This window comes from Chromohalobacter sarecensis (assembly GCF_023061135.1).
Classification (GTDB): domain Bacteria; phylum Pseudomonadota; class Gammaproteobacteria; order Pseudomonadales; family Halomonadaceae; genus Chromohalobacter; species Chromohalobacter sarecensis.
Genome location: NZ_JAKGAN010000001.1, coordinates 18,692 through 40,240 on the forward strand (window position 1 = coordinate 18,692; position 21,549 = coordinate 40,240).

Annotated in this window: 28 protein-coding genes, 1 tRNA gene and 1 pseudogene; 9 read left to right on the forward strand and 21 right to left on the reverse strand. The window is 56.2% G+C overall.

What is annotated here, in order from left to right; translation table 11 throughout:
• The 12 genes from L1071_RS00115 to L1071_RS00165 all read right to left on the reverse strand — a co-directional run bounded on the left by L1071_RS00115 (position 1) and on the right by L1071_RS00165 (position 8,372).
• Positions 1-1,305: a hypothetical protein gene (locus L1071_RS00115; protein WP_246967177.1), complete on the reverse strand. Its 1,305-nt coding sequence runs from the start codon at positions 1,303-1,305 to the stop codon at positions 1-3.
• Between the two features lie 88 nt (positions 1,306-1,393).
• Entirely contained in the window at positions 1,394-2,131 is a 738-nt protein-coding gene (locus L1071_RS00120; protein WP_246967180.1) for a TraX family protein, read from the reverse strand.
• The gene (locus L1071_RS00125) at positions 2,128-3,384 is read right to left on the reverse strand and encodes a secretin N-terminal domain-containing protein (protein ID WP_246967182.1); all 1,257 of its coding nucleotides are present in this window, start codon (positions 3,382-3,384) and stop codon (positions 2,128-2,130) included. The genes L1071_RS00120 and L1071_RS00125 overlap by 4 nt, the downstream gene beginning before the upstream one ends.
• Positions 3,365-4,432, reverse strand: coding sequence for a zonular occludens toxin domain-containing protein (locus L1071_RS00130; RefSeq protein WP_246967185.1), 1,068 nt, complete (start codon positions 4,430-4,432; stop codon positions 3,365-3,367). The genes L1071_RS00125 and L1071_RS00130 overlap by 20 nt, the downstream gene beginning before the upstream one ends.
• The gene (locus L1071_RS00135; RefSeq protein WP_246967189.1) at positions 4,432-4,782 is read right to left on the reverse strand and encodes a DUF5455 family protein; all 351 of its coding nucleotides are present in this window, start codon (positions 4,780-4,782) and stop codon (positions 4,432-4,434) included. The genes L1071_RS00130 and L1071_RS00135 overlap by 1 nt, the downstream gene beginning before the upstream one ends.
• Positions 4,783-4,784: 2 nt before the next feature.
• Positions 4,785-5,681 (reverse strand): hypothetical protein, encoded by an 897-nt coding sequence (locus tag L1071_RS00140; RefSeq protein WP_246967192.1) that lies wholly within the window; start codon positions 5,679-5,681, stop codon positions 4,785-4,787.
• Between the two features lie 557 nt (positions 5,682-6,238).
• The gene (locus tag L1071_RS00145; protein WP_246967195.1) at positions 6,239-6,502 is read right to left on the reverse strand and encodes a major coat protein; all 264 of its coding nucleotides are present in this window, start codon (positions 6,500-6,502) and stop codon (positions 6,239-6,241) included.
• Positions 6,503-6,605: 103 nt separating this feature from the next.
• A complete protein-coding gene (locus L1071_RS16280) occupies positions 6,606-6,704 on the reverse strand; it encodes a tail virion protein G7P-2 (protein WP_378093229.1) in 99 nt (32 codons plus the stop codon).
• Positions 6,705-6,720: 16 nt separating this feature from the next.
• Positions 6,721-7,065, reverse strand: a complete 345-nt coding sequence (locus tag L1071_RS00150; RefSeq protein ID WP_246967198.1) for a hypothetical protein — start codon at positions 7,063-7,065, stop codon at positions 6,721-6,723.
• 373 nt (positions 7,066-7,438) lie between these two features.
• A complete protein-coding gene (locus L1071_RS00155; protein ID WP_246967201.1) occupies positions 7,439-7,654 on the reverse strand; it encodes a hypothetical protein in 216 nt (71 codons plus the stop codon).
• A complete protein-coding gene (locus tag L1071_RS00160) occupies positions 7,651-8,169 on the reverse strand; it encodes a hypothetical protein (RefSeq protein WP_246967204.1) in 519 nt (172 codons plus the stop codon). The genes L1071_RS00155 and L1071_RS00160 overlap by 4 nt, the downstream gene beginning before the upstream one ends.
• Positions 8,166-8,372, reverse strand: coding sequence for a DNA-binding protein (locus tag L1071_RS00165; protein WP_246967205.1), 207 nt, complete (start codon positions 8,370-8,372; stop codon positions 8,166-8,168). The genes L1071_RS00160 and L1071_RS00165 overlap by 4 nt, the downstream gene beginning before the upstream one ends.
• Positions 8,373-8,494: 122 nt before the next feature.
• On the opposite strand from L1071_RS00165, the gene L1071_RS00170 reads away from it, so the two are divergent.
• The 3 genes from L1071_RS00170 (at position 8,495) to L1071_RS00180 (ending at position 10,401) form a co-directional block, all read left to right on the forward strand.
• Positions 8,495-8,779, forward strand: coding sequence for a hypothetical protein (locus L1071_RS00170; protein ID WP_246940091.1), 285 nt, complete (start codon positions 8,495-8,497; stop codon positions 8,777-8,779).
• 83 nt (positions 8,780-8,862) lie between these two features.
• Positions 8,863-9,726, forward strand: coding sequence for a DUF2726 domain-containing protein (locus L1071_RS00175; RefSeq protein WP_246967207.1), 864 nt, complete (start codon positions 8,863-8,865; stop codon positions 9,724-9,726).
• Positions 9,727-10,401 carry a hypothetical protein gene (locus tag L1071_RS00180; protein WP_246967209.1) on the forward strand — a complete coding sequence of 225 codons (675 nt, stop codon included), beginning with the start codon at positions 9,727-9,729 and terminating at the stop codon, positions 10,399-10,401. It abuts the gene before it with no gap.
• A gap of 526 nt (positions 10,402-10,927) precedes the next feature.
• Here L1071_RS00180 and L1071_RS00185 read toward each other — a convergent pair.
• Positions 10,928-11,743 (reverse strand): hypothetical protein, encoded by an 816-nt coding sequence (locus L1071_RS00185; RefSeq protein ID WP_246967211.1) that lies wholly within the window; start codon positions 11,741-11,743, stop codon positions 10,928-10,930.
• A gap of 25 nt (positions 11,744-11,768) precedes the next feature.
• Positions 11,769-12,044 carry a DNA adenine methylase gene (locus L1071_RS00190; protein WP_246967213.1) on the reverse strand — a complete coding sequence of 92 codons (276 nt, stop codon included), beginning with the start codon at positions 12,042-12,044 and terminating at the stop codon, positions 11,769-11,771.
• Between the two features lie 422 nt (positions 12,045-12,466).
• Here L1071_RS00190 and L1071_RS00195 point away from each other — a divergent pair.
• From L1071_RS00195 to L1071_RS00205, 3 genes and pseudogenes are all read left to right on the forward strand, one after another.
• Positions 12,467-12,763, forward strand: a pseudogene (locus tag L1071_RS00195) (S24 family peptidase); the annotation flags it as partial.
• A 366-nt stretch (positions 12,764-13,129) separates the two neighbouring features.
• Complete coding sequence (locus L1071_RS00200; protein ID WP_246967218.1) at positions 13,130-13,768, forward strand: DUF4145 domain-containing protein; 639 nt, start codon at positions 13,130-13,132, stop codon at positions 13,766-13,768.
• A 113-nt stretch (positions 13,769-13,881) separates the two neighbouring features.
• Positions 13,882-14,664, forward strand: a complete 783-nt coding sequence (locus L1071_RS00205) for a hypothetical protein (RefSeq protein WP_246967221.1) — start codon at positions 13,882-13,884, stop codon at positions 14,662-14,664.
• 22 nt (positions 14,665-14,686) lie between these two features.
• Here L1071_RS00205 and L1071_RS00210 read toward each other — a convergent pair whose 3' ends face one another.
• Genes L1071_RS00210 through L1071_RS00220 form a run of 3 tightly spaced genes read right to left on the reverse strand, consistent with a single transcriptional unit; the run spans position 14,687 to position 15,587 of the window.
• Positions 14,687-14,926 (reverse strand): DUF4113 domain-containing protein, encoded by a 240-nt coding sequence (locus tag L1071_RS00210; protein WP_246967224.1) that lies wholly within the window; start codon positions 14,924-14,926, stop codon positions 14,687-14,689.
• A 28-nt stretch (positions 14,927-14,954) separates the two neighbouring features.
• Positions 14,955-15,365: a type II toxin-antitoxin system HicB family antitoxin gene (locus tag L1071_RS00215; RefSeq protein WP_246967227.1), complete on the reverse strand. Its 411-nt coding sequence runs from the start codon at positions 15,363-15,365 to the stop codon at positions 14,955-14,957.
• 60 nt (positions 15,366-15,425) lie between these two features.
• The gene (locus L1071_RS00220) at positions 15,426-15,587 is read right to left on the reverse strand and encodes a type II toxin-antitoxin system HicA family toxin (RefSeq protein WP_246967230.1); all 162 of its coding nucleotides are present in this window, start codon (positions 15,585-15,587) and stop codon (positions 15,426-15,428) included.
• A gap of 185 nt (positions 15,588-15,772) precedes the next feature.
• Between L1071_RS00220 and L1071_RS16175 the strand changes: the two genes are divergently transcribed.
• On the forward strand, positions 15,773-15,907 hold the full coding sequence (locus L1071_RS16175; protein WP_281504380.1) for a hypothetical protein: 135 nt from the start codon (positions 15,773-15,775) through the stop codon (positions 15,905-15,907).
• Between the two features lie 77 nt (positions 15,908-15,984).
• Here the strand turns inward: L1071_RS16175 and L1071_RS00225 are convergent, their stop codons facing one another.
• The 4 genes from L1071_RS00225 to L1071_RS00240 all read right to left on the reverse strand — a co-directional run bounded on the left by L1071_RS00225 (position 15,985) and on the right by L1071_RS00240 (position 20,795).
• Positions 15,985-16,791, reverse strand: coding sequence for a hypothetical protein (locus tag L1071_RS00225; RefSeq protein WP_246967234.1), 807 nt, complete (start codon positions 16,789-16,791; stop codon positions 15,985-15,987).
• 348 nt (positions 16,792-17,139) lie between these two features.
• Complete coding sequence (locus L1071_RS00230) at positions 17,140-17,289, reverse strand: hypothetical protein (protein ID WP_246967237.1); 150 nt, start codon at positions 17,287-17,289, stop codon at positions 17,140-17,142.
• A gap of 83 nt (positions 17,290-17,372) precedes the next feature.
• Positions 17,373-17,927 carry a flavin reductase family protein gene (locus L1071_RS00235; RefSeq protein WP_246967240.1) on the reverse strand — a complete coding sequence of 185 codons (555 nt, stop codon included), beginning with the start codon at positions 17,925-17,927 and terminating at the stop codon, positions 17,373-17,375.
• A gap of 633 nt (positions 17,928-18,560) precedes the next feature.
• Positions 18,561-20,795: an NADP-dependent isocitrate dehydrogenase gene (locus tag L1071_RS00240; RefSeq protein ID WP_246967243.1), complete on the reverse strand. Its 2,235-nt coding sequence runs from the start codon at positions 20,793-20,795 to the stop codon at positions 18,561-18,563.
• 354 nt (positions 20,796-21,149) lie between these two features.
• Between L1071_RS00240 and L1071_RS00245 the strand changes: the two genes are divergently transcribed.
• The gene (locus L1071_RS00245) at positions 21,150-21,350 is read left to right on the forward strand and encodes a hypothetical protein (protein WP_246967246.1); all 201 of its coding nucleotides are present in this window, start codon (positions 21,150-21,152) and stop codon (positions 21,348-21,350) included.
• Between the two features lie 57 nt (positions 21,351-21,407).
• Positions 21,408-21,483: transfer RNA gene (locus L1071_RS00250), tRNA-Thr, on the forward strand.
• Positions 21,484-21,549 lie beyond the last annotated feature (66 nt).

Sequence of the window (21,549 nt, forward strand, 5' to 3'; positions counted from 1 at the left end):
TTACGCAGCTTTCCCCAGTAATCGTCGCTCGACGAGGCGTTGGCTTATCAATTCGTGGAGCTGGGCACGATCCAGGCCCCGGCGTCGGTAGTAATTGGCGATGTCTTCCCAGGCCCCGCAGAAATGAAGACCACGCATCGCTTGGGCAGCTGTGAAGCCTTGGCGGGCGTAGATGGAGATCAAGTTACCCACGACCAGGGCGACGTTCTTTTCGTTGCCGAGGCCGGGGGTTTTGCGTGCGCGTTTGTAGAGGAAATCCGGGGTGTGGGCGTAGAACCGGGCGTCTTCCTGGAACAGTTGCCAGGTGGCGTCGATGAGCTTGCCGCGTGTGAGATCCAGGCGGTAGGACTGCAAGGCGGTACGCCAGATGCCGGAGAGATGGGGCACGGTGTCGGTGAAGCGCTTGAAGCCGTGATCCATGGTGAGGCATTCGCCGGTGTCGACGTTGACCGGAGTGCCCTGGGCGTATTCGCGGAGCACGGACTGATGGAAGCGGAATTCGATACGCCAGACGGGGGCCTCGGGATCGTAGGCGCTGGTAAAGGGCTCATCGCCCCCGGTGGTACTCCAAATGCTCTCCCAGAAGTGAAGTTTGTCGTGGGCACGTGCCTCGCGGGTTTTATTGTACATGGCGCACTGAAGGGCACCCGCAGAGCCGAACAGATAGCTCTGGCCATAGGCGTATTGGGTCGCGACTTCGCCGCTGGTGATCTCGAATTCGCTGATGGCGTTTTTGCGAACCACGCGCTTGGAACGCGTCACGAAGCGGTCCATGAAATCGCTCGGGGGTTCCCAGCCCTGGACGTCGAGGGCCAGATGCACAGCACAGCCGATAGGCTCGACGTGCCCGAGCAGATGCGCGGCAATGGTGTCCATGAAGGCTTGGCAGTCGTCGGGGGTACGCTCATGGATGAAGTGCGGGGAGAGCTCGACTTTGACGTGGGTACCGATGTTTTCGACCTTCACGTGACGGGCGTAGGCGAAGACGATCACGCCCAGCTCATTGTTCTGCAGGCGATAGCGAAAGCCCGAGCCACTGGCACCGGCCCCAACGGCCCAGGTATGCCCGAAAAGGCGCATGGTCGTCCCGCGACCTTCCTGATAGTGCTCGATCAAGGCATCCAGGTGAGGCATGCGGAGCTGTCCGCTGTAGAGCTGACGCACGGTATCGACACCGGTATGCAGGAAACGCACACCACCCAGGTGGCGTTGGCCCTGAGGACTCAAAAACAAACGGCCCTTGTCGTCTTGCTCCCCGTCTCCCTGGGCGAGCGATTCCACCGAGTAACGTTCCCAACGGTCCATTTTTCAAAACTCCAATAAAGTCCAACACTGTCAATTAACGGCACCCATAAAGGGTGATCTGCGAGACGTGCTACAGGGCGGGTCTCGCCTACCTCATGAGCGGCAATAACAAGGCAATCAACGCCAGGTGCAACGGATACCAGGCCAGCCAGAGACGACGCGGGAGCCGAGTGACTGGGCGCCGCATGATGGCCGGTTGCTTGGCGATGACGATCAAGGCCGTGGCGGTGAGCAGGCTGACCAGAGGCGCTAGAGGCGGCGTGTTGATAAAGGCTGCGATCAGCAGCACGGGTACCACGGCGGCCAGGTGGTTAGGATGGCGAAAGGCCAGCACGTAGGCCGGGACCAGGAGAAGGCCGAGGTGGGCATATTCGACAGAGCCGCCTGCGAGTAGCCCGACACAGCCCAGGACGATGACCGCGGCGAGGCGTGAGGGGGTATCGGGGAGCCGGTCGATCAGGGCCACGGCAAACAGCCCTAACGCCAGGGTGTAGCAAACGTTCAGTTTGAAGGGCGTCACGACCAGGGCGTAAGGCAGTTGCGCGATGAAGCCGATCAGAAATAGCCGACCGGCGTAGCGCATCGGGTGGCGCGTGTTGTGGACCAGGTGCCAAGCGACCATGCCGGCGAACAGCGGGAAGGCGATACGCCCGACCAGGATCGCCCAGGGCGTGAAGGCGGAGGCGGGCCAGAGAAACTTGGTGACGTGCTCGAGCGACATGCTGAGCAACGCGAGCCATTGGGCGAGGGGGATCCAGGCGTTGCGGGTACATACCTGGCTCATACTATACGTATAGGATGGCGCCGGGGTGTATGGCTGATTCATGACGTGGCCTCTTGGGTGGGAAGCACGGTGGCTTGGAGCAGCACGTAAAGCCGGGTGCGTTGGTGACTGTCCGAGGTGGAACGGAACAAGCGCCCGATCAGCGGGATATCGCCGAGACCGGGCACGCTGGATTCCTGTTCGCGGCTTTCGTTGCTGATGAGCCCGCCCAGGAGCACGGCCTGGCCGGAGGTGATTTGCACAGTGGTATTGATCGAACGTTGATTGGTGACGATATCCGAGGCGGTGAGCGAGTCGGCGATGCTGTCCGAGGACGTAAAGACGTCCATGACCACCAGGCCCCCCGGTGTAACCACGGGGGTAACGTCGAGCCGAATGCCCACGTCGCGGCGCTCGATGGTTTGAAAGGGGCTGTCGACGCTGGCCGCTTCGCCGGTGACGCGCCCGGTGATGAAGGGGACGTTCTGGCCCACGGAGATCTTGCCGCGTTCGCCAGAGAGCGCGAGCACCTGGGGCGTGGAGAGAATATCGGCGTGGGAGTCCTTGCGCAGGGCGTTGAGGGCGACGGCGAGCACGTTGCCATCGAAGATCCCAAAGGTACCGCCCGGACTGGCGAGCGAGGTGTCCAGGTTGTTGGTGTTGACGCCCCCGGCCAGACCGGCCCCACTACGCGAGCGACCGAACGACACGCCGAAATCGAGGGTATCGCCGTCGGTGGTTTCGAACAGCACGGCGCGAATCAGCACCTGGGGCCGGGTGACGTCGAGTTGCGGTAACAGCCGTTCCAGGGCGTCGAGGCGCTTTTCGGGACCGCTGACCAGGAGCGAGTTGGAGGCATTGAGTACCTGAGCCTTGGCGGGGGTGACGCTGCCGGGGCTGTCCTGCTTGAGAAAGGCGGTGACCAGGGGCGCGAGATCCTGGGCGCGTAGGTGCTGCACGGGCAGTACGCGCGATGCCTGGGGTGTTTGCGGTACATCGAGCCGGCCCATGAAGTCGTCTTGTCCCTCGCCGGGTACCAGGCGCGGCGGATCGCCGGGGATGAGTTGGTAGCCGTTGGCCTCGAGGACGCCCCGGAAGAAGTCGGGAAGCTGATCGTCGGGCACATCGGGGGCGTAGGCGGTAAGGGTGCCGTCCACGCGCGGATCGATGGCGATGGCCGTATCGGTGTGCTGTGAGTACCAGCGCACCACGTCGTGAATGTCGGCGTCCTGGAGTTCGATCGGGACGGCGATCGCGGGCAGTGCCGTGCCACTCAAGATGAGCGCAAGGCCGAGGCTAGCAACCGATTTCAACATGCTGGGCTCCCTGTTCTAGGCGAAGGTGACAGGCCGCGACCGGGACGACGGAGACGCCTTGGCGTTCAATGTCGTCGGTGGTGTGGGGCTGGTTGTCGCTGTCGGTGAGGCGGTAGGCGATATGGCCGCCCAGGCGGGCGTAACCGGTGATGCGGTACTCGGTGAAGCGCGAGAGATCCACCGGAGCGGCGTCGGATTTGGGCGTGGCGTCGCTGCGGGCGTTGACCTGATCGACGACGAGCACCGAGGTGGTAAGAATGATCCCCAGGAGCAGGCCGACCAGGGCGAGCAAGGGGCGATTGAAGCGCTTCCAGTAAATCCGGGTCATGCGCATGAAGAACCTCGCATCGCGGGGGACACGAAACACGCCATGGGTGAGCCACGGCGGCAGCATCATGAAGGTTTGATGGGGGTAGTTGTCGGAGAAGGCTTGCTTGGTATCGTAGGCCGCATAGAGCGGGCGACCGGTGTAGGTCCAGCGCTCGACGACCAGGCTTTGCTGGGAATCGCCGTATTTGACGATGCCCAGGTGAAGCTTGGGCATGGGCAGCTTGCCCCCGGCGAACATCGACCACAGCGAGCCGATGAAGGGCAGCGAGAGGCGATCCAGGCGACGGCAATAGACGACGTGTTCGGCCAGGGCGACACGCGCTTGCTTGTCCATGATGCTGAGATCCTGGATCAAGAAGATAATGTCCCAGCCGAGCTTTCGAGCGTGCAGAAACCAGTCGATGACGGCTTGGCGGGATTTATCGGCCCAGCCGCGCGAGTTGAACCAGGTCCCGCACTCATCGAGCACCAGCAGGCCGTTTTTCGATTCGTCGTAGGTGTCGTTACCGCGTCCGATGGCGTCCAGGTCGGCGAGCTGGGGCTTGTCGGGAATGCGGTAAACGCGGGTGTTCTTGGGCGTGGGGCCAATGAGCCTATCGAGCTTGAGATCCAGGTTGGTGGCGACCGGGCAGCCCCGGTTGAGCTTGTCCTTGATCTTGCCCACCGCGACCAGGGTTTTCCCGGCACCGAGTTTGCCGGTGACGACGTAGACAGCCATCAGAGCCCCACCATGCCGATAAGGCGATCTTTGATCGTGAAGGCCCACACGGCGAACTTGGCCATCAGGATCGCGGAGACGCACAGCGAGAAGTTGTCAGGCAATATGCGGCCGATGCCCTCGGCCAACATGGGCGGCATGGAGACGATGAGGCCATCTATCCCGCTGGCGATCAGGTCCGCCATGACTTCGATGAGGCCGAGGATGACGCCGGCCTTGATGAGGAAGATCCCGAAGCGGGTGATCTTGAGCCACAGGAAGAAGCGCACCAGGAGCGTGCCGAAGTGGCGAAGCAATTCTTCCAGAAGCGGCGACAGCCGGGTAAGCAGGATACGTAACAAGGCACCCATGGTTATGCCTCCGAACCGTTGCGGTAGGAAAAGGCAATCGCGGTCACTTGGTAGGCGGTGAAGAAGTACAACAGCCAGGCAAGCGCGGCCTTGATGAGATCGAAGTGTTCGCAATCGATGGTGAAGGAGCGTTCACCGCTGCCGAAGACTAGCGGGGTACAGCCCCCGGCGGAGACCTCGGGCACCAGGCCGGTAACCTTGTCGCGGACATAGCCGAGGGTTTGGCCGAGGGCGCTGCCCTCATTGGTGAAGTAGTCGCGAAAGCGGTCGTTAAGATCGCCCTGGGCGGCGGTGGCGTCTTCATCGAGTTGGGTCATGACGTCATCGTTGACGCCTTCGCCATCGAAGCCTTCGCGCATATCGCTCTCAGAGGGAGCGCCCTCGGTGTCGGAGAAGGTATCGACGAGGCCATTGAAGCCGTCGTTGATGGCGTCGATTACATCCCCAAGGCCGAGGCCGTCATCGTCGCCGGTGTCGCCAGTGCCACTACCAGCGCCGCCCGAACCGCCACCAGAACCCCCAGAGCCACCGCCGCTTGAGCCGCCCGAATCGCCGCCGTTACTGCCACCGCCAGACGAGCCGCCATCACTTCCGTCATCACTACCGCTATCGCCGCCGCCAGAACCGCCACTAGATCCGCCATCGTCGGAGCCTCCGCCTGTCGAGCCGTCATCATTGGAACCGCCCCCACTGCTACCACTGCCCATCGAGACGTTGCCGGCATCAATCTCGGATTGATCGACCTGATAGGTGGTGCCATCGAAGGTGACGCAGTTGACCTGGCAATCAGGGGCAGGTGTCAGGTAATCGGGGAGTTCATCGGAAGAATCGACCCCGGTGCCCGGCTGGTTTTCGTTCCCGGTAGAGGTCGCGGTGAAGTCATTGGTGTAATACAGCATCCCATCAGGGGCTTCTTCGCCCAGGTAGTTATATTTAGAATAAAATCCAACGCCGCCCTGGGGAGATAATGAACAAGCGCCAACATCAATGCTCCCGCCTGATGATTGGTAGGACTCTGAAACGAGCACAGAGACAGAGCCATATTGTTCTTGGCACTGCTCATCCGTATAAGGAGCATTAAAAATGGTTTGATTATCTGGAGGGGAAGTGGGGGCAGAATCTTCAGACCATACATAGACCCTGGAAAGACAATTCATATTACGTGGAAAGCCATACGTTAAACGTTTGCAGCTCGTGTCAATATAATAAGGTTTAGAGAGACCAGAAGCATAAGAATTCGCTTCACTCGTAGATTGGCTACGCGCATCAGACTCTTGAGGTGCGTCGTTTCGACTTTCAAAAGAAAGGTCCCATCCAGCAGCAAAAGCAGACGAAGAGGCTAAAAAAGTCACTAGCGCCAATGTCAAAATCGTAATAAATCGCATAACACCACCATCAAAAAGGGGGCCGTGAGGCCCCCGGTAGATCGGTGGACCGATCCAGGATGCGCCGCCGATTAGGTGGCGCGGTTGGCGAACTTCTTGAACAGGCTGATGGCCAGCAGGGAGCCGACGACACCGACCACGACGGGCCAGGCATCGGAGGCCATCTGGCTGGCTTGGGATTGCAACTCGCCGAAGGCTTCGGAGGCCGAGGACGTTGCGCCCCCATCGGAGGCGGCAGCGACGCCGATACCGGTCATCGTCAATGCGCCAGCGGCGGCGGTCTTGGCGGCAGCTTTCTGCGAGAGTGCGCGAAGGTACTGGAGTTTCGTTTTCATGTTGAGACTTCCATAAATCGCTTGAAGGCAAGCATTGCTTTTCCCCATGCCCAACCGGAGGCATAGGCCGAAATAAGGGTGCTGACGATGAAGTTAATATCGCTCATCGCTGGCCCCCTTTTATTGCGCCGAGCCCAAACGACAGCATGAGCCCGATGCAATAAATCAGGAGCCATAGACTTTGATATTGGTCGGCGTCCATGGCTCACGATCCTGGGTTATGACGCGCTTTTGGCGTCGGGTTTAGTGTCGGTCTTGGGGGCGGTGTTTTGCCCTGGCTGACGCTGTTGACTGGGTAGGCGCACGGCGATGGCGTGCATGGTCATTTTTCCTTGCGAGGAACGAATCTCGGCGTCGATCTCGACATTGCACGGCAGGTGCGGGGCGATGGCGTGCATCTGATCGAGCAGTTCATAGGGCGCGGTGAGCGTGGCGTATTGAAAGCCAAGCTGGTTGTCGTTGTCGGGGTCGACCTTTTCGATGATGCCGAGTTTGCCGCCTTTGCGGCCTTCGAATTCGTAACGGGTGGCGCCGATAACGTGGGCGGTGATGGTGTTAATCATGGTCTTGGTTTCCTTGGTGGCTTGTGTGCTGGGCTGCACGGGTTAGGCAGTGGTGAGCAAGCACGGCTAGCTCTGCGAGGGTGGATGCATCGACGTTGAGCATCCGGGAAAGGTGTTCGGCCTGGGCATACAAGAGCGCGGCGTGGCCGTAGTCCCGGCCCTGGAGACACCGCGAAGCCCGCTCCCTCAAGGCTCGGGGCTCCGGGCAGGCGTGTCCCTGCGCCGCCCCCGTGCCCGTCGGTCGAAGTGCACGGCAGTCGACTCCGCCACCCCCGTCAACCCGTGCTGCGCAGGGTATGACGGGGGTGGCGTCGCCGACTCGGGAAGCCGTGCGACCGACGGGCGACGGGTGACGGGCAGGCACAAACATCTTTTAGAGCCCCGAGCCGGGTCGCGGGGTGGCGGCATCAGCCGGGTCGTGATCGAGTGCGGATAGATCGCCGCGCTCAAGCCGGGAGAGGCCGTCCAGGATGAGCATTTCGCCCAGGGTGGACGGGGTGAGCCCGTGGGTGCCGGCCTGAATCAGCAACCGGGAGTGGGTCGGCTGATACAGGAACACGCGAACGGGCGACTTTTTGGTCGTAGTCATTGGGTGATCCTCCGGGTGTGGATAAGTGGGTTGCCCAAAAAGAGGGCCCGGGCGGTGGTGCCCAGGAGAACGGGAGGGGTAAGCACCACGTTCCGGGCCGAAGGGTTGGGAACCTCGGGGATGCCGTGGGAGACGGCAGGGGATGCGCTGGGGATGGCAGCGGCTTGGGTTTCGATGTGCGTGGCGTGGGGAGCCAGTAAGGCAGCGTCGTGGGCGTCGAGGCCGTATAGCTCGGCCATAAAGGCTAAGGCGTCTTCATGGGAAGCGAAGTCGTAGTGACGCCACCCCTGGGGATCGGTGTAATCGGCAGCGCGTGAAGGCTCGTTGACCAGGACCGCGCCAGCGGGAATCTTGACGTAGGCGTATTCGCCCAGGTGATTGGTCAACAGTGCCACCAGGGCGGAGTGAGGGACGCGCGCGCCGTCCTGGCAAAGGGTGACGTTAGTCAGATAAGAGGGACCGTGCTCGCCTTGGCGCGTGTATTGAAGCGCGATATGAAGGCTATAAAGGCTCATGACCAATCCCCTTCCTCAAGGCACTGCATTTGCAGCAAAGACAGGTTGATGACGCGATAGCGGCCCAGCTTGATGGTGGGCAGGTAGCCTCGGCGGATGTGGCCTTGAATGACGCCTTCCTCGAGGCCGGACATCTGCGCGAACCGCTCGACGGTCATGACAGGCACGAAGGGTGGAATCTGAGGCGCTTTCGTTTCTTCCATGCTGTCACCTGCCTTTGTTTGTCTGTGTTAGGCTCTGAGGAGCGTGTTGTGCGCTATGTCAGACTGCGCATATGCTCATAGTTAAGTACACCTTGAAATCAAGTATACCCAGAGATAGGTATATGTCAAACGACCTTGCCAAAAAAATCCGCGAGATAAGAGAAGTCGAAACGTCAGGTCGTGCTGAGTTTTCGCAAGTAGTTGGTATTGCTAAAAAAACGCTCGAAGGTATAGAGCAGACAGGCAGGGTTCCTAAGGGAGATCTGCTGCAAGCGATATGCAGTCAATGGCCGCAATACACGCTGTGGCTGATGACCGACCAGGTGAACGAAGCAGCCGGGCAGGTGAGCCCAGAGATAGAAAAGGCACGTCGCGCCTTTAAGCCGACGGGAACGGATACCGAGTAGCCAAGCGGGTTGTGGATAGTTGGTACGCGTAGGGTGGGTTTGGATAATTATATGAAATATTATTAATTTATACTGGTGTTAATATGGAGATGATCGCATCGATAAGTGAAGTATTAATGGTAATGGCGTTCGCAGGAGCAACAGGTATATGGTTTAGCCTGTGGTTGGGCGCTGGAAAAAAATGGCTAAAAATCAAGTTGCCCGTGTGTGCTGCGATAACGTTAATAACGGTACTGTTGTTTTTTAATACTTCGTTTATGATGTTTTTGTATGTTATAAAAGAAAATTCCTTGGTTAGCTATTTGGTGCTTTCGGTAGTTTCTTATTGTGTGGCGGTGACAGTGTGGGAGCCACTGGAGTGGGGGCTAGGAAAACGTCTTATTGATAGCCCTTCAAAAAGAAGAAATAACAGCATGGGAGATGTTGGCGAAGAGCTTAGAAAAGATTGGGAAGAACTTAAAAAAGGATGGGAGGGCAAGCGTAGCGGTAGGCAAGAGCCGAAGATAGATGATAGGAACCTTTCTGAACATCTAATGGACGCTGGGCAAGCATACATTGCTAAGTCCCAGTTGATGACACCTTCGGAACAGCTAGCCTATCGAGTTATAGAGAATAAATATAAAGACCAGTTCTTTATATTCTCTCAGGTTCGCGTCGTCGATATCATCAAGCCGAATGGAAGTACTTATGCCAAGAGTTCGCGTGAATTTAATTCTTTATTTAGGCAGCTTTCACAATGGCACTTTGACTTTGTGCTTTGTTATAGGGACGATTTTCGTATTTGCTGCGTGATAGAGCTGGATGACCCCAGCCACCAGCATACGGCACGCCAAAAGCGAGATAGGATACTGAATAAGGCGTGTGAGGTGGCTGGGGTAAGGTTAGAGCGAATGCGGCTGAATTATGAAGGAAAAGTTGTCGAGAGAGTAAAAGGGGATGGTGCTTAAATGAGTAAAGATAATAGCGTAAGTCTGTGGACGGATGAAGAGAAGTACAAGATCATACTTCTTGTTAATGGCGCGATGCTCTTTATTTATATATTGATTTTAAGTTTTCTGATTTTTAAGTATGGGTTGTTAATCACCATATTGGTACCGGCTTTTTTGTTTTTAATTTTTATAGTTGCAGTGTTCTGCGGAATGGTTATTAACAAGGATGAGGCGCCAGCGATAGGCTTAAAAAGTCTGCTTATAATGTTAGTTGCAGGCGTTGTGGGCCTTATTGTGTTTTCTCTGTTTTTTGCTCGAAATCTGCCGATTTCCAATGAGGACACACTTAGGGATTTTCAAATATTCTTGGTGGTAGGTTCATCGGGGATGCTTGGTGGAATCATGCGGATTTACTCTGGTGAATCGCTGTTGAGTAAGGAGGGGCCGGACGTTTGGAAGATTTTTCACTCTCTTTTTGTGGCCTTATTTGTATCCATGGTTTTGTTTTTTCTGCTTAGAGCCGGGATTGTGAAGGAGCCAAACATAGACACTTTTAATGTGTGGGGGGTCGCCGGTGTTTCAGCAATTACAGGTTTTTTCTCAGAAAAAATAATAAAAAGGTTCCAACGGTTATTCAATGAAGCCCTAGGAGAAGGTGCTTTCCCTAGAGAGCGAAATGACGACCGAGAATAGTCAAACTTGTCAACCAACTGTCAACCGCGTTGAGGCCTAGTGGCGTATGTTGGCAGTTTAATTTTTCGTAACATCTTGATTTTGCTGATAAAGGACGCCAGTGACAGTTTTCAAGACGAATTCAAAAACCCTCATGTGGAAAGTGACCACCAAGTGTCCACGCCATAGACCAGCAAAGGCGCTTACAGTCCAAAGCGTCTTTCGTAACTCCCTGTTTTGTCAGGCAAAGGCAGTCAGAGTAAAAGATTAGCTAAATCTTGTAATCAGTAGGTCCCGGGTTCGACTCCTGGTGTCGGCACCATAGCTTAGCGACTGATTCTAAAGGCTTTTTTAGCCTTGAAAGAAACCGCCTCTCAGGGCGGTTTTTTTGTATGTGTCAACCAAGTGTCAACGACGCGAGCGGATTGAACTTCACTGTAACCGCGCGCCAGCTTTGGCACTGGCTAGCGTTTCACTTGGCACTCTCACAAGACTACATGAAGGCCGGCTTTCGCGTTGGATTTGGCATCGCCAACGCGATGCCTTCTCAGTCATCGCAAAGCGTGCAGCGGTCTAGGCTCTCAACCTCAATGTACAGCTTCCCTGTTTGAGCTCTTCGAAGGTGGCCTAGAACCAGGATGTGCATTCCCTCAAGATCATGATCGAACCGAAATCCTATCCTTTTCTTGAAGTCGGCATAGAGGTCGTCTGGGACCATGACACTCAGATGATCATACTCGCCTGTGTTGAGCCAGAAAGTCCCGTTCAGTGACATGCCCGTGTCGAAGATTAGCCCCCAGTAACCGCGGAAATTATTCACGTGCTCTTCAGAAATGTCGTTGAAATGCACGAAAAACTGATTAGCAGGCAAGCTTGTATGGCGAGGCAGCTCAATCATGGCAGATGAGCGGCGAAACTCCTCGGAGCTGATCAGCCCTTTCAGGAGAGGGCGGAGCCGCCTGTTCATCTTCGCTGGTCCGCGTGAACCAGTCCCTGAAAAACTTCCCCCCTTTGCTTTGCCGTTGGCGTCACTCTCTTCTTCGTCTATGTGCCGCTTCTCGTGGGCCCCATAGTTCAAGTCAATGACGATGTGGTCCATAGGGTTACGAAGAATGTCGCGGACCTCACTGCTTCCCGGGCCTCTATCGCTGACAGGAGCCGCAAGACTACAGTCGGGAGCATGGGGCCTAGCACCAAAACAGGCTCCCTGGCCACTTGTTGCTGCACGCTTGAAATATGCTTGCCAGCCACACTCGGGGCATGCGAGATGACGTCGTTTCTTTTGTATCTCTTCGTCGGAAAGCTGCGCGAAAGTCATGATGTGATAGGGCTTTTGATCAAGCTTGCAGTAAGCAGTATCCATTATGGTCCTCAAAATGTTGCGGTCTTTAAAACAGCCCCGCCGGCTCAGCTTCCACGTTCCAACTGAAGATCAGCACCTCGCGGGCGTCTGAGCCTTTGCCGCCGCCGACGGTGTAGCGGATGTCGGTGGTTTCGATGTGGTAGCCGACGAAGATCCGGCGGATGTCGGGGTGGTCGTTGAGGCTGATGATGGCCTTGCCCATGAGACTTCCTAGGATCTCGGCTATTTCCTCGTACTGTTCGATGCCAAATCCGACGCCATAGCCCTCAGTTTGCCAGTAAGGCGGGTCCATGTAGAACAAGGTGTGCGCCCGGTCGTAGCGGCGGATGAATTCCTGCCAGGTCAGGTGCTCGATGTAGGTGCTGTCTTGGCGCAGCAGATAGCCGTGGTGGTTTTTGGCCCGACAGCCTTTTCTTGCGACCAGCCAGCAGGCCGTAGATCAGGTTTGGAGTGAATGGAAGTAATCGATGATGCTAATGCAGCTTCGGTTCAATTTCTTCCGCGCTTGCTCGAGGATCATGGTGCGGGGCATAGTGTGGCCCTGTATGTGCGTTTAGGTTAAATAATGGAACCAAAAGGTATCGGGACCAAGGGTAGCTAGGTCTCCTTTTGCGTTGAGGACGGAGCACCGGTGGGCATGGGCCGTGACAGAAGATGCCAGTGCCGTGGCGTTCACATTTACGACGTTGAAGGTGCGTCCGGTGATGGTCGCTCGATGAAGAGCGGATCGAAAGGGTGCTGTATTTTCCCGAGGCGCAACTCAATGCTCTGGGGCTAAGCTCCGAGCGCATCGCCGGTATCAAGGTGCGCGGGGACTCGATGGAAGAGACGTTGGCTGACGGTGACTGGGTGCTGATCAATCAGGCCGACACCGACTACCAGCGTGAGGGTTGTTTCTGCTACTGGTCAGCGGTGAACGCCGCATCAAACGCGTGTAGCGCCTCGCCGGTGGGGCGCTGTATCTCATCATCGCTTTCTTTTTTTGGATATGGGGACTGCTTTCCGGCCATCGGCCGCTGAGATGACGATCACATCAAAAGACTTGAGCGGCGAATGGCCGTTAACTTTTGATGAGGTCCAAGCCTATTGCCCGGGTGGCTCAATGGCTGCGATAGAGGTAAACGGTAAACGTTATGGCATCAATGGCCCTGCCTCTACTTATGGTGAGAAAATTGGTGGCCTCCTATCGAAGATATATGGAAGAAAGGTGATGTAGCTCCACGGGTGAGCATTTCTGAGCTGATTGATGCAGTGCGCGAACGCTGTGGCAGTGCTTGATCGGTAATGTTGTGATTGTTTTAGATAGGCTTTTTACTTTGCCCGTCATGCGTTTTCTATATATTAAAGCTTCGTCGGTAACGATTTTGGAAATACTGGGAGAGATTTATGAGTTATGTGGCTCCAGAATTTGGTAAAGGAGCCTTCACATGTTTTTTTTGTGAAGTTTATTCCCAAGTGATATGGAGGTATCTAACCTGTGAAGGATCAGGAGCGGTGCCAGTGTTGCAGGCTGAGTGCCAGCACTGCCATGAGTGTAGTTACTGGTTTAGTGCATTCTTGGGCGAGAAGTCTAAATATCTTATATATCCTGCAGTTTCTGGGTTGCCAATGCCTCACCCCGATATGCCAGAAGATTCTAAGAAAGATTATTTTGAAGCTAGGGATGTGATGCCATATTCGTCAAAGGCTGCGGCAGCGCTTCTAAGGCTATCACTACAAAAGCTATGTATCCATCTAGGAAAAAGTAATAATATCAATCGTGCTATTGGTGAGCTTGTTCAAGAAGGATTGCCTCAACAGGTACAGATGGCCTTAGATTCTGTGAGAATTATAGGGAATGAGTCTGTACATCCAGGCGAGATAAATGATGATGATCTTGAGGCTAGTGCTTCCCAAGCTTTTGAGTTGATGAATTTTATTGTTCAGGATCGTATAACTAGATTCTCACAAGCAAAGCACTTTTACGATAGTTTGCCCGAGGCCAAGCGAGAAGCAGTCGATAGGCGAGACGATAACAATGTATAGGTAACGTAACTCAAGAATCAGTGCTTGGCATGCTGTAATCTGTTGTGGCGGCAAGAGTTGTTAGTAACTTAAAGTGCTGTCTGTTCTAGCTAATTCTGAAGCGGGGTGAGAGTATGGCTTTTTTCGACACCTTAATTAACAATGTTAAAAATGTTAGGGCTGCTTTAATATCTCTTTTGTCTATTGCGCTTACTATATATTTTTATCCATATGCTAACGAGCGGCTCCCGAGCTTGGGAGAGTATGTCTTATTTTTGAGTGTTTTTGGATTGTTTTTTTGTTTTTCTGTTTGTTTTATTTTTCTTTGTGAGAGAGTGTTGGCTTGGATTAATGGGTTTTGGAAAAAGCGTAAGCAAAGAATGCAGTATAATGAAAAATTGAGGCTAAAAAAGATGTCTTTAAATGAGGCTATACCACAGCTTCCTAAGAAGCAAAGAATGTTGCTATATGTTTTGTATGAGGATGTTCTAGACTTGGAGGTTGATAGTGATGTTAACAGTCTTGCGAGTCAGGGGGTGTTAATTAGAACTATGAGCACAGGTGTTCTAAGTAATTGTTATAAGCTGAACCCTGATTACAAGGATGTAGTAGATAAGCACAAAGATTCCATTTATGAAGAAGAGTGCGTGCCTTGGATTATAAAATTTCTAGATCTCAATGAGATTAATATCTTGCGTAGCTTTTACCAGGATATGCATGGTTTCTCTGATGATGGAGTGATTAGGCTGGGCTCCAGAAATGCTATTGATAGCCTTAAAGATAATGGTTGTGTGATTGTTGAAGAAAATCAGGGCTCTTATAGTATAAGACTGGACGAAAAATTTGGCCCTGCTTTTTCTCGAGTGGAAGGATTTGGTGATCCGATCCATGATGCGCTTCGCGTTGTCATCAGTTAAATTGCCCCTATCGTTCCGCGTTTTATGTGTTCACCTTACCTTCACCCTCGGCAGTTCCCCCCCATTCCGCCGTGTAACGTCGCGTGAGGTAGTCGCGGCGTAGCTGCCACACGGCGTCTTTGCGCTGTCCGTCGAGACGGATGGTGTCTTGCCCCATCTGGTTGTTGAGCTGGTCAACGACGCTCATCAGCGCTTCGCTCTTGCGCTTTTCTTCCTGACTTTGCGGTGTGTCGAATAGTCGGCTTGTAGCGTGGCGTTGCATGCCCCGGCCCTGTGCCGGGGCGCTTTCGTTATTGGGTGCGGCGTTCGAGTTCGTGCTGGGCGGCGCGGGCCAGAAAGGCGGAGCGGCTTTTAATGCCGTGCATGCTGACGTAGTCGTCGATCTGGTTGATCAGGCGCCCCGGCAGGGTGACGTTGACCTTTTCGGCTTTGCCTAGATAGGGGGTGAGGTCGATCTCGACCAGCCCCCAGCCCCATCCGGCAAACTCGGGATTGTCGCGGTGTTCGGCGATGTGGCGTGGCTTGGGAATCGGCTGGCCGGTGTTGGCGAGTTCTTCCAACTGGATATGCGCGACCTCGACCGCCATTTCATAGGCCTGCTCGATGGTGTCGCCGGCGGTAGTGGCGCCGGGAATGTCAGGGAACACGATACCGGTGGCGGTGTTCTCGTCGCCCCATTCGATGGCGATGGGATATTGCATGGCAGTTCCTCGCTTCGAGGTGGTGCCGAGGTCGTCGGACTATTTCAGCTCGGCCTGTTTTCAGATGCTGCTGACGGTGCCGAGGGGCAGGTCCTTCTTTGGGTGGGGGATCGGCACCGCGCCCGGCTTGTTCGGGTGCTTGAAAACATGGTGACTGCCCCTGACGCGATCCAGATACCAGCCGTCCGCTTCCAACTCCCTGATCAGGTCTCTGCTTTTCACCTCCAGCCCCTTGCTGTCTGAGATGAATAAAAAATACCTCCAGGGTTATGTTTTTGTCAAATATTTATACCTCTGGAGGTATGCTATAAAGCCAGCGCCTTTCGCCCTGTATCGTTTTAGTTGCTTCCACACACCTGGCGATGCGGGGCTATGACGTCTCGCAGTTTTCGTCGGGGTGCTATCTGGTGGAGGTCAGCGAGGATGCCGGGGTCGAGGGCCCGATCATTGAGGGCGATGTGTTGGTGGTAGCTGAGCCTGGCGCGGCGGTACGGGTGGTAGGTGCCATTGTCGTCGCCATCCAGCTAGCTGTGGCTGGGTGAGTGAATATGAAAGAGACGCTCGGTGCTGAGGGTATTCGCTCCACTGTCGCCAGTGAAGCGAATGGGTTCACCCTCGGTTAGCACAGTTCCCATGTATGCGGATCGGCCCAGAGATATAGCGGTTCAAACCCTCTAATACGACTATTCGTTCTGAAGTCGGAGGCCTGCAAGATATGCACGCGGATCATGCCATCTCGCATATCATCGACCTGCCCCCTGTATCTCACATGGGTATCGCTATTGATTTGACAGATGGGGGTGCCGACGTTGTTAAGCATGATTTCCGCTTCACGCTGGTTACGGCGCTTTTCCTCTTCGCGCGCTCTTTCATAGGTTTCCTGGGCTTCTTGTCTTAGCCTCTCTTCTTTCTTCGCTGCGAGCCTTTCTGCTTCGGCAGCTTCGCTGGGTGTCTTGTAATCCCAGGTTTCCGCAAGTGCGAGCCACTGAGGGTCGCCCTCAAAGCGGGGTTCCATTGCGAGAATTCCGGCCTGGCGGAAGTATCCGCTGCAGCCAGATTCCGTTCCCGTGGCGTCTGGGCTACCTGCGCGAGCGAAAAAGATAGGGTGCCCTGTGTCACGGCTAGCACACCAACTGCCTATCATCGTGCCGCCATCTTGTTGGCATTTTTTCTGTGCGATCTTGGTAAAGTCGCTCGGTTCGAAATTGTCTCTGAGGCAGTAGCCTTGCCGGAAGAAGCGGGCATATTCGTCTTCGTGGATGTCGGCTTGCATGCGCGAGATAGAAATCCATCCTGCCTCGCTCGATTCATAAAAATGCTTAGCGGTGTCCACGATCGAAGCATCGCTATTAGCGGTCGGGGGAGCGGGGCTGTAGGCACATCCCGCCATGAGAGTGGTCAGCAAAGCTGTGAGAACTTTCTTCATGCTTTCCTCGGGTCATGTGATTAAGCGAAAACGATATCGGCCTCTAGACACGTTTCTTGATCGTTCTCATCGCTTTCCCCGCACCTCACACTTCACTCTGGTCCCAAAGCCACTATCGCCCAGCGAGTGCTCTACCTCGGTCACTAACTAGGGCGTGGCGTCGATCTCGGGCGGCCGTGAGCGGTGATTCGGGGAGGATGTCTGGGCGCCCCTGGGTGAGGTGATGCCGAAAGTGGCTTCGCTGTGTTGCATATGTCGTCATTTGGCTGGCGTCTAGGGCATCGGCCTGGCTGGCGTAGGTGGGGCGTAGTTCCTTGGCGTCGTCATCGAAGCGTTTGCCTAGGCGCGTCAGTGAATTGAGAGCTGATTCTTCAATCTGTTGATATGGGCGATGCGGATGCCGCGCATGGTATCGCCGACCACCGGTTCGATGTCGTGGCGCTTGGCGAGATCGCCGAGGCTGATCGTGTCCAACCAGGATGAATTGATGTCGCGCACGTTGGAGAGCCAGCTCTTCCATAGCCTGAAGATCGAGATGGTCCATTAACTGGCTGACCAAGAACCAGACACAACGTTAAACATTACAAATTCTGCATCCTGAAATCCGCCGAGCGATCGGTTTCGTCGCCAGCGACCATGAAGCGGCCGTGGCCGCGATAATGCAGTGTGCGGGGGAGCTCGATCGAGGTGTCGACATGGGCTTTGACGATCTCCCAGATGAACAGTTCGTGGCGGTCTATCTGGCTGTCGTCGACTAAGCGGCATTCGAAGCTGGCATAGCATTCCTCCACGAGCGGTGCAGAGACGCTCTCGCCCGGTGTCGGTGTCAGCCCGAAGGCGTCGAACTTATCGAGCGCATCACCATCGCTATTGCCTACCCCGACCACGGCGTCGGCCAGTTCCAGTGTGGGTATGTTGATCGTGCACTCGCGGCTTTCGCGCACGAGGCGATGGCTGTGATTGGCGGCGGTGATCAGGCATCCGAAGTGTGCCGGCGCGAAGCCGAGCATCATGTGCCAGCCCATCACCATCAGATTGCGTTCTGCCTGCCATTGCGAGCCCACCAGTACGATGGGGCCGGTTTCCAGATGGCAGCGGCATTGATCGAGTGGGAACTCGGTCTTGCGAGATGTCATACCTTCTCCTTGCAACGCGGGCACTCCGACTAAAATAGACCATTGCGGAAGAGAAAGGCGTTGGCGGAGTCCAGACATAAATAAGCCCGGCCTAGGCCGGGCTGGACGTTGCGTCACTGCATGTCCTGTCGAGCTCCTTGCGACCTTTCCACACTTCCTTGTGCGCGGTGCTGAGCACCGAGGTCGTCTCCCTGCTCGACGGCGCCCACAATGTCATAGTGAGCAGGCGGTTGGATTGATCTGGGTTAAATACCCGACAATTTTACTCGGGAATGAGCGGCTGTCTGACAAAATCCTCCGAAGGTCGTCGCTGCTTACTCATTGTGTCGGCATTGGCTTACTAAAAAGACATCGAATATAGGTAAACGATGCATCTCTAATGTGTTATGTTTTGTAACCGTGAGCCATGGATGGCGAGGATGCTTCAAGGATGTCGCAATTCCATCGCGTAGTGGCTCACACTGCGTACGACGTTTTGGCCCTCCCATCGTGGAGGGCTTTTTTACGTCTGGGAGAAGTCGGGCTTCCAGCGCGTTTCCTGCCTCTGAACGAAACAGGCCCATGCACGGGGCATGGGCCTGATCTGATGCCTTTCATGTGCGCCGAGCCATAGGTGCGCGCGGCGCAAAGCGTTTAACGCTTCATGAGGGCATCCAGAGCGGCGTTCAGCGTAGCGCTGGGACGCATGACCTGGCTGGTCAGGTCATAATCGGGGTGGTAGTAGCCTTTGATTTCGACCGGCTTGCCTTGCACCTCGGTGAGCTCTTTGACGACCTTGTCTTCGTCGGCTTGCAGCGATTTGGCCAGCTCGCTGAACTGCTCCTTCAACTCGGCGTCTTCGTCCTGAGAGGCGAGTGCCTGAGCCCAGTAGAGCGAGAGGTAGAAGTGACTGCCGCGGTTGTCGATTTCGCCGATCTTGCGTGACGGCGACTTGTTGCTGTTGAGGAACTCTCCGGTAGCTTGATCCAGCGTCTTGGCGAGCACCTTGGCCTTGGGGTTGTCGTACGTCTTGGCGAGATGCTCGAGTGACGCGGCCAGGGCGAGGAATTCACCCAGCGAGTCCCAGCGCAGGTGGTTCTGCTCCAGGAGCTGTTCGACGTGCTTGGGCGCGCTGCCGCCGGCGCCGGTCTCGAACAGGCCGCCGCCCTGCATCAGCGGAACGATGGAGAGCATCTTGGCGCTGGTGCCGAGCTCCATGATCGGGAACAGGTCGGTGAGGTAGTCGCGCAGCACGTTGCCGGTGACGGAGATGGTGTCTTCGCCCTTGCGAGTGCGTTCCAGCGAGAAGCGCATGGCGTCTTCCGGCGCCATGATACGGATATCCAGGCCGCTGGTGTCGTGATCCTTTAGGTAGGTCTCGACCTTCTCGATCAGCTTCGCATCATGCGCGCGGTTGGCATCCAGCCAGAAGATGGCGGGGGTGGCGCTGTCGCGGGCGCGAGTGACGGCAAGCTTGACCCAATCCTGAATCGGCGCGTCCTTGGTCTGGCACATGCGCCAGATGTCGCCGGCTTCCACCTCGTGGCTGAACAGCTGATGGCCATTCTCGTCGGTAACGACGATGGTGCCGTCCGCTGCGGCCTGGAAGGTCTTGTCGTGAGAGCCGTATTCCTCGGCTTTCTGTGCCATCAGGCCGACGTTGGGCACGCTGCCCATGGTGGTCGGATCGAAGGCGCCGTTCTTCTTGCAGTCATCGATGGTGACCTGATAGATGCCGGCATAGCAGCGGTCCGGGATCACGGCCTTGGCATCGTGCAGCGCATCGTCGGCGCCCCACATCTTGCCGGAATCGCGAATCATCGCCGGCATGGAAGCGTCGATGATCACATCAGACGGCACATGCAGGTTGGTGATGCCCTTGTGCGAGTTGACCATCGCCATCGGCGGACGCTCTTTGTAGAGCGCGTCGATGTCGCTCGTGATCGCGTCCTGCTGCTCGCTGGGCAGGGACTCGATCGCGCTGTAGAGATCGCCGATGCCGCTATTGGGGTTGAAGCCGGCCAGGTCGAGGGCGTCGGCGTGCTTCTCGAGCACGTCCTTGTAAAACTCCTCGACCACCATGCCGAACATGATCGGGTCGGAGACCTTCATCATGGTGGCTTTCAGGTGCAGAGAGAACAGCACGCCGCGCTTCTTGGCATCCTTGATCTCGCTGTCGATGAAGTTGCGCAGTTTACGGCTGCTCATGCGCGAGGCGTCGATGACTTCGCCTTCCTGAACCGCCAGGCCTTCCTTGAGGACGCTAGTGGTGCCGTCTTTCTGCTTGAGTTCGATCTTGAGCTTGCCGGCCTTTTCGATAGTGGCGGACTGCTCGCTGCCATAGAAGTCGCCTTCGCTCATGTGCGCGACATGCGATCGAGAGTCGGCGCTCCACTCACCCATGCTGTGCGGGTACTGGCGGACGTAGTTCTTGACCGACTGCGGTGCGCGGCGGTCGGAGTTGCCTTCGCGCAGCACCGGATTGACCGCGCTGCCCTTGGCCTTGTCGAAAGCGGCCTTGATCGCCTGCTCTTCGTCGTTTTTCGGCTCGTCCGGATAATCCGGCAGCGGATAGCCCTGGCTCTGCAGTTCCTTGATCGCGGCCTTGAGCTGCGGGCCGGAAGCGCTGATGTTGGGCAGCTTGATGATGTTGGCTTCCGGCGTCTTGGCCAGCTCGCCGAGCTCGGCCAGATCGTCGCTGATGCGCTGCTCATCGCTCAACAGATCCGGGAACTGCGCGAGGATGCGGCCGGCCAGCGAGATATCGCGGGTCTCGACGCTGACGCCTGCCGTGCTTGTATAAGCGGCGACGATCGGCAGCAGGGAATGGGTCGCCAGCGCGGGGGCTTCATCGGTGAGCGTATAGATGATCTTCGGCGTGTTGGACATTTGGATATTGACCTCTCTTGTCACAGCGGTTGCACGAATCTTCAGCGGTGCGGGTTGGCTTGGAGCGATACAAGTGCTTGCCGGCGATCTTGGGCAGTCCCGCTCGTCCGGCGATGATGCCGTACCCGCGAAAGCGCTTGGATCATCATGCAGATGGTGAATTCGGTTGGCCCGTCATGGTGCCGGCGACCCAGCGGTCGTGGCAGATTATACCAGTGCAGTGTTTGTTGCGCATATACACTGTCGACAATCTTGTGATCGGAAGGCATGCGCTTGTCGAGCTTAGCGACCGCTGCGAGACTCGCGGGCGTGGCATCATGATAGTCGGGCATGGCCGGAATAGAGGGAGGCGAGATGACATTTCTGATCGGCGTGGGCATTCCATTGCTGGTGTTGGTAAGCGTCTGGTGGGGCGCGCGAATAGCGCTCAAGCACCTTGTCGCCCGGGATCAAGCGACGCGAGAACGCATGGCCTGGGCCATCGCAGCGGTCGTCGCGGCGCTGATTGCGGTATATCTCTGGCTGCTGTTGACCATACCGGTGTTGCCTGCATAGGCGACAGGCCGAGAGGCTTGTCTGGCCACGTGAACCTGATTATCATCATGCGCCGTTGCCGGTGTAGCTCAGTTGGAAGAGCAACGCACTCGTAATGCGTAGGTCGGTGGTTCGAGTCCACTCACCGGCACCAGAAAGATTCCACAAACCGCCGCCACGGAGCTTCCGGATGGCGGTTTGCGTTTCATGCCTAATTCTC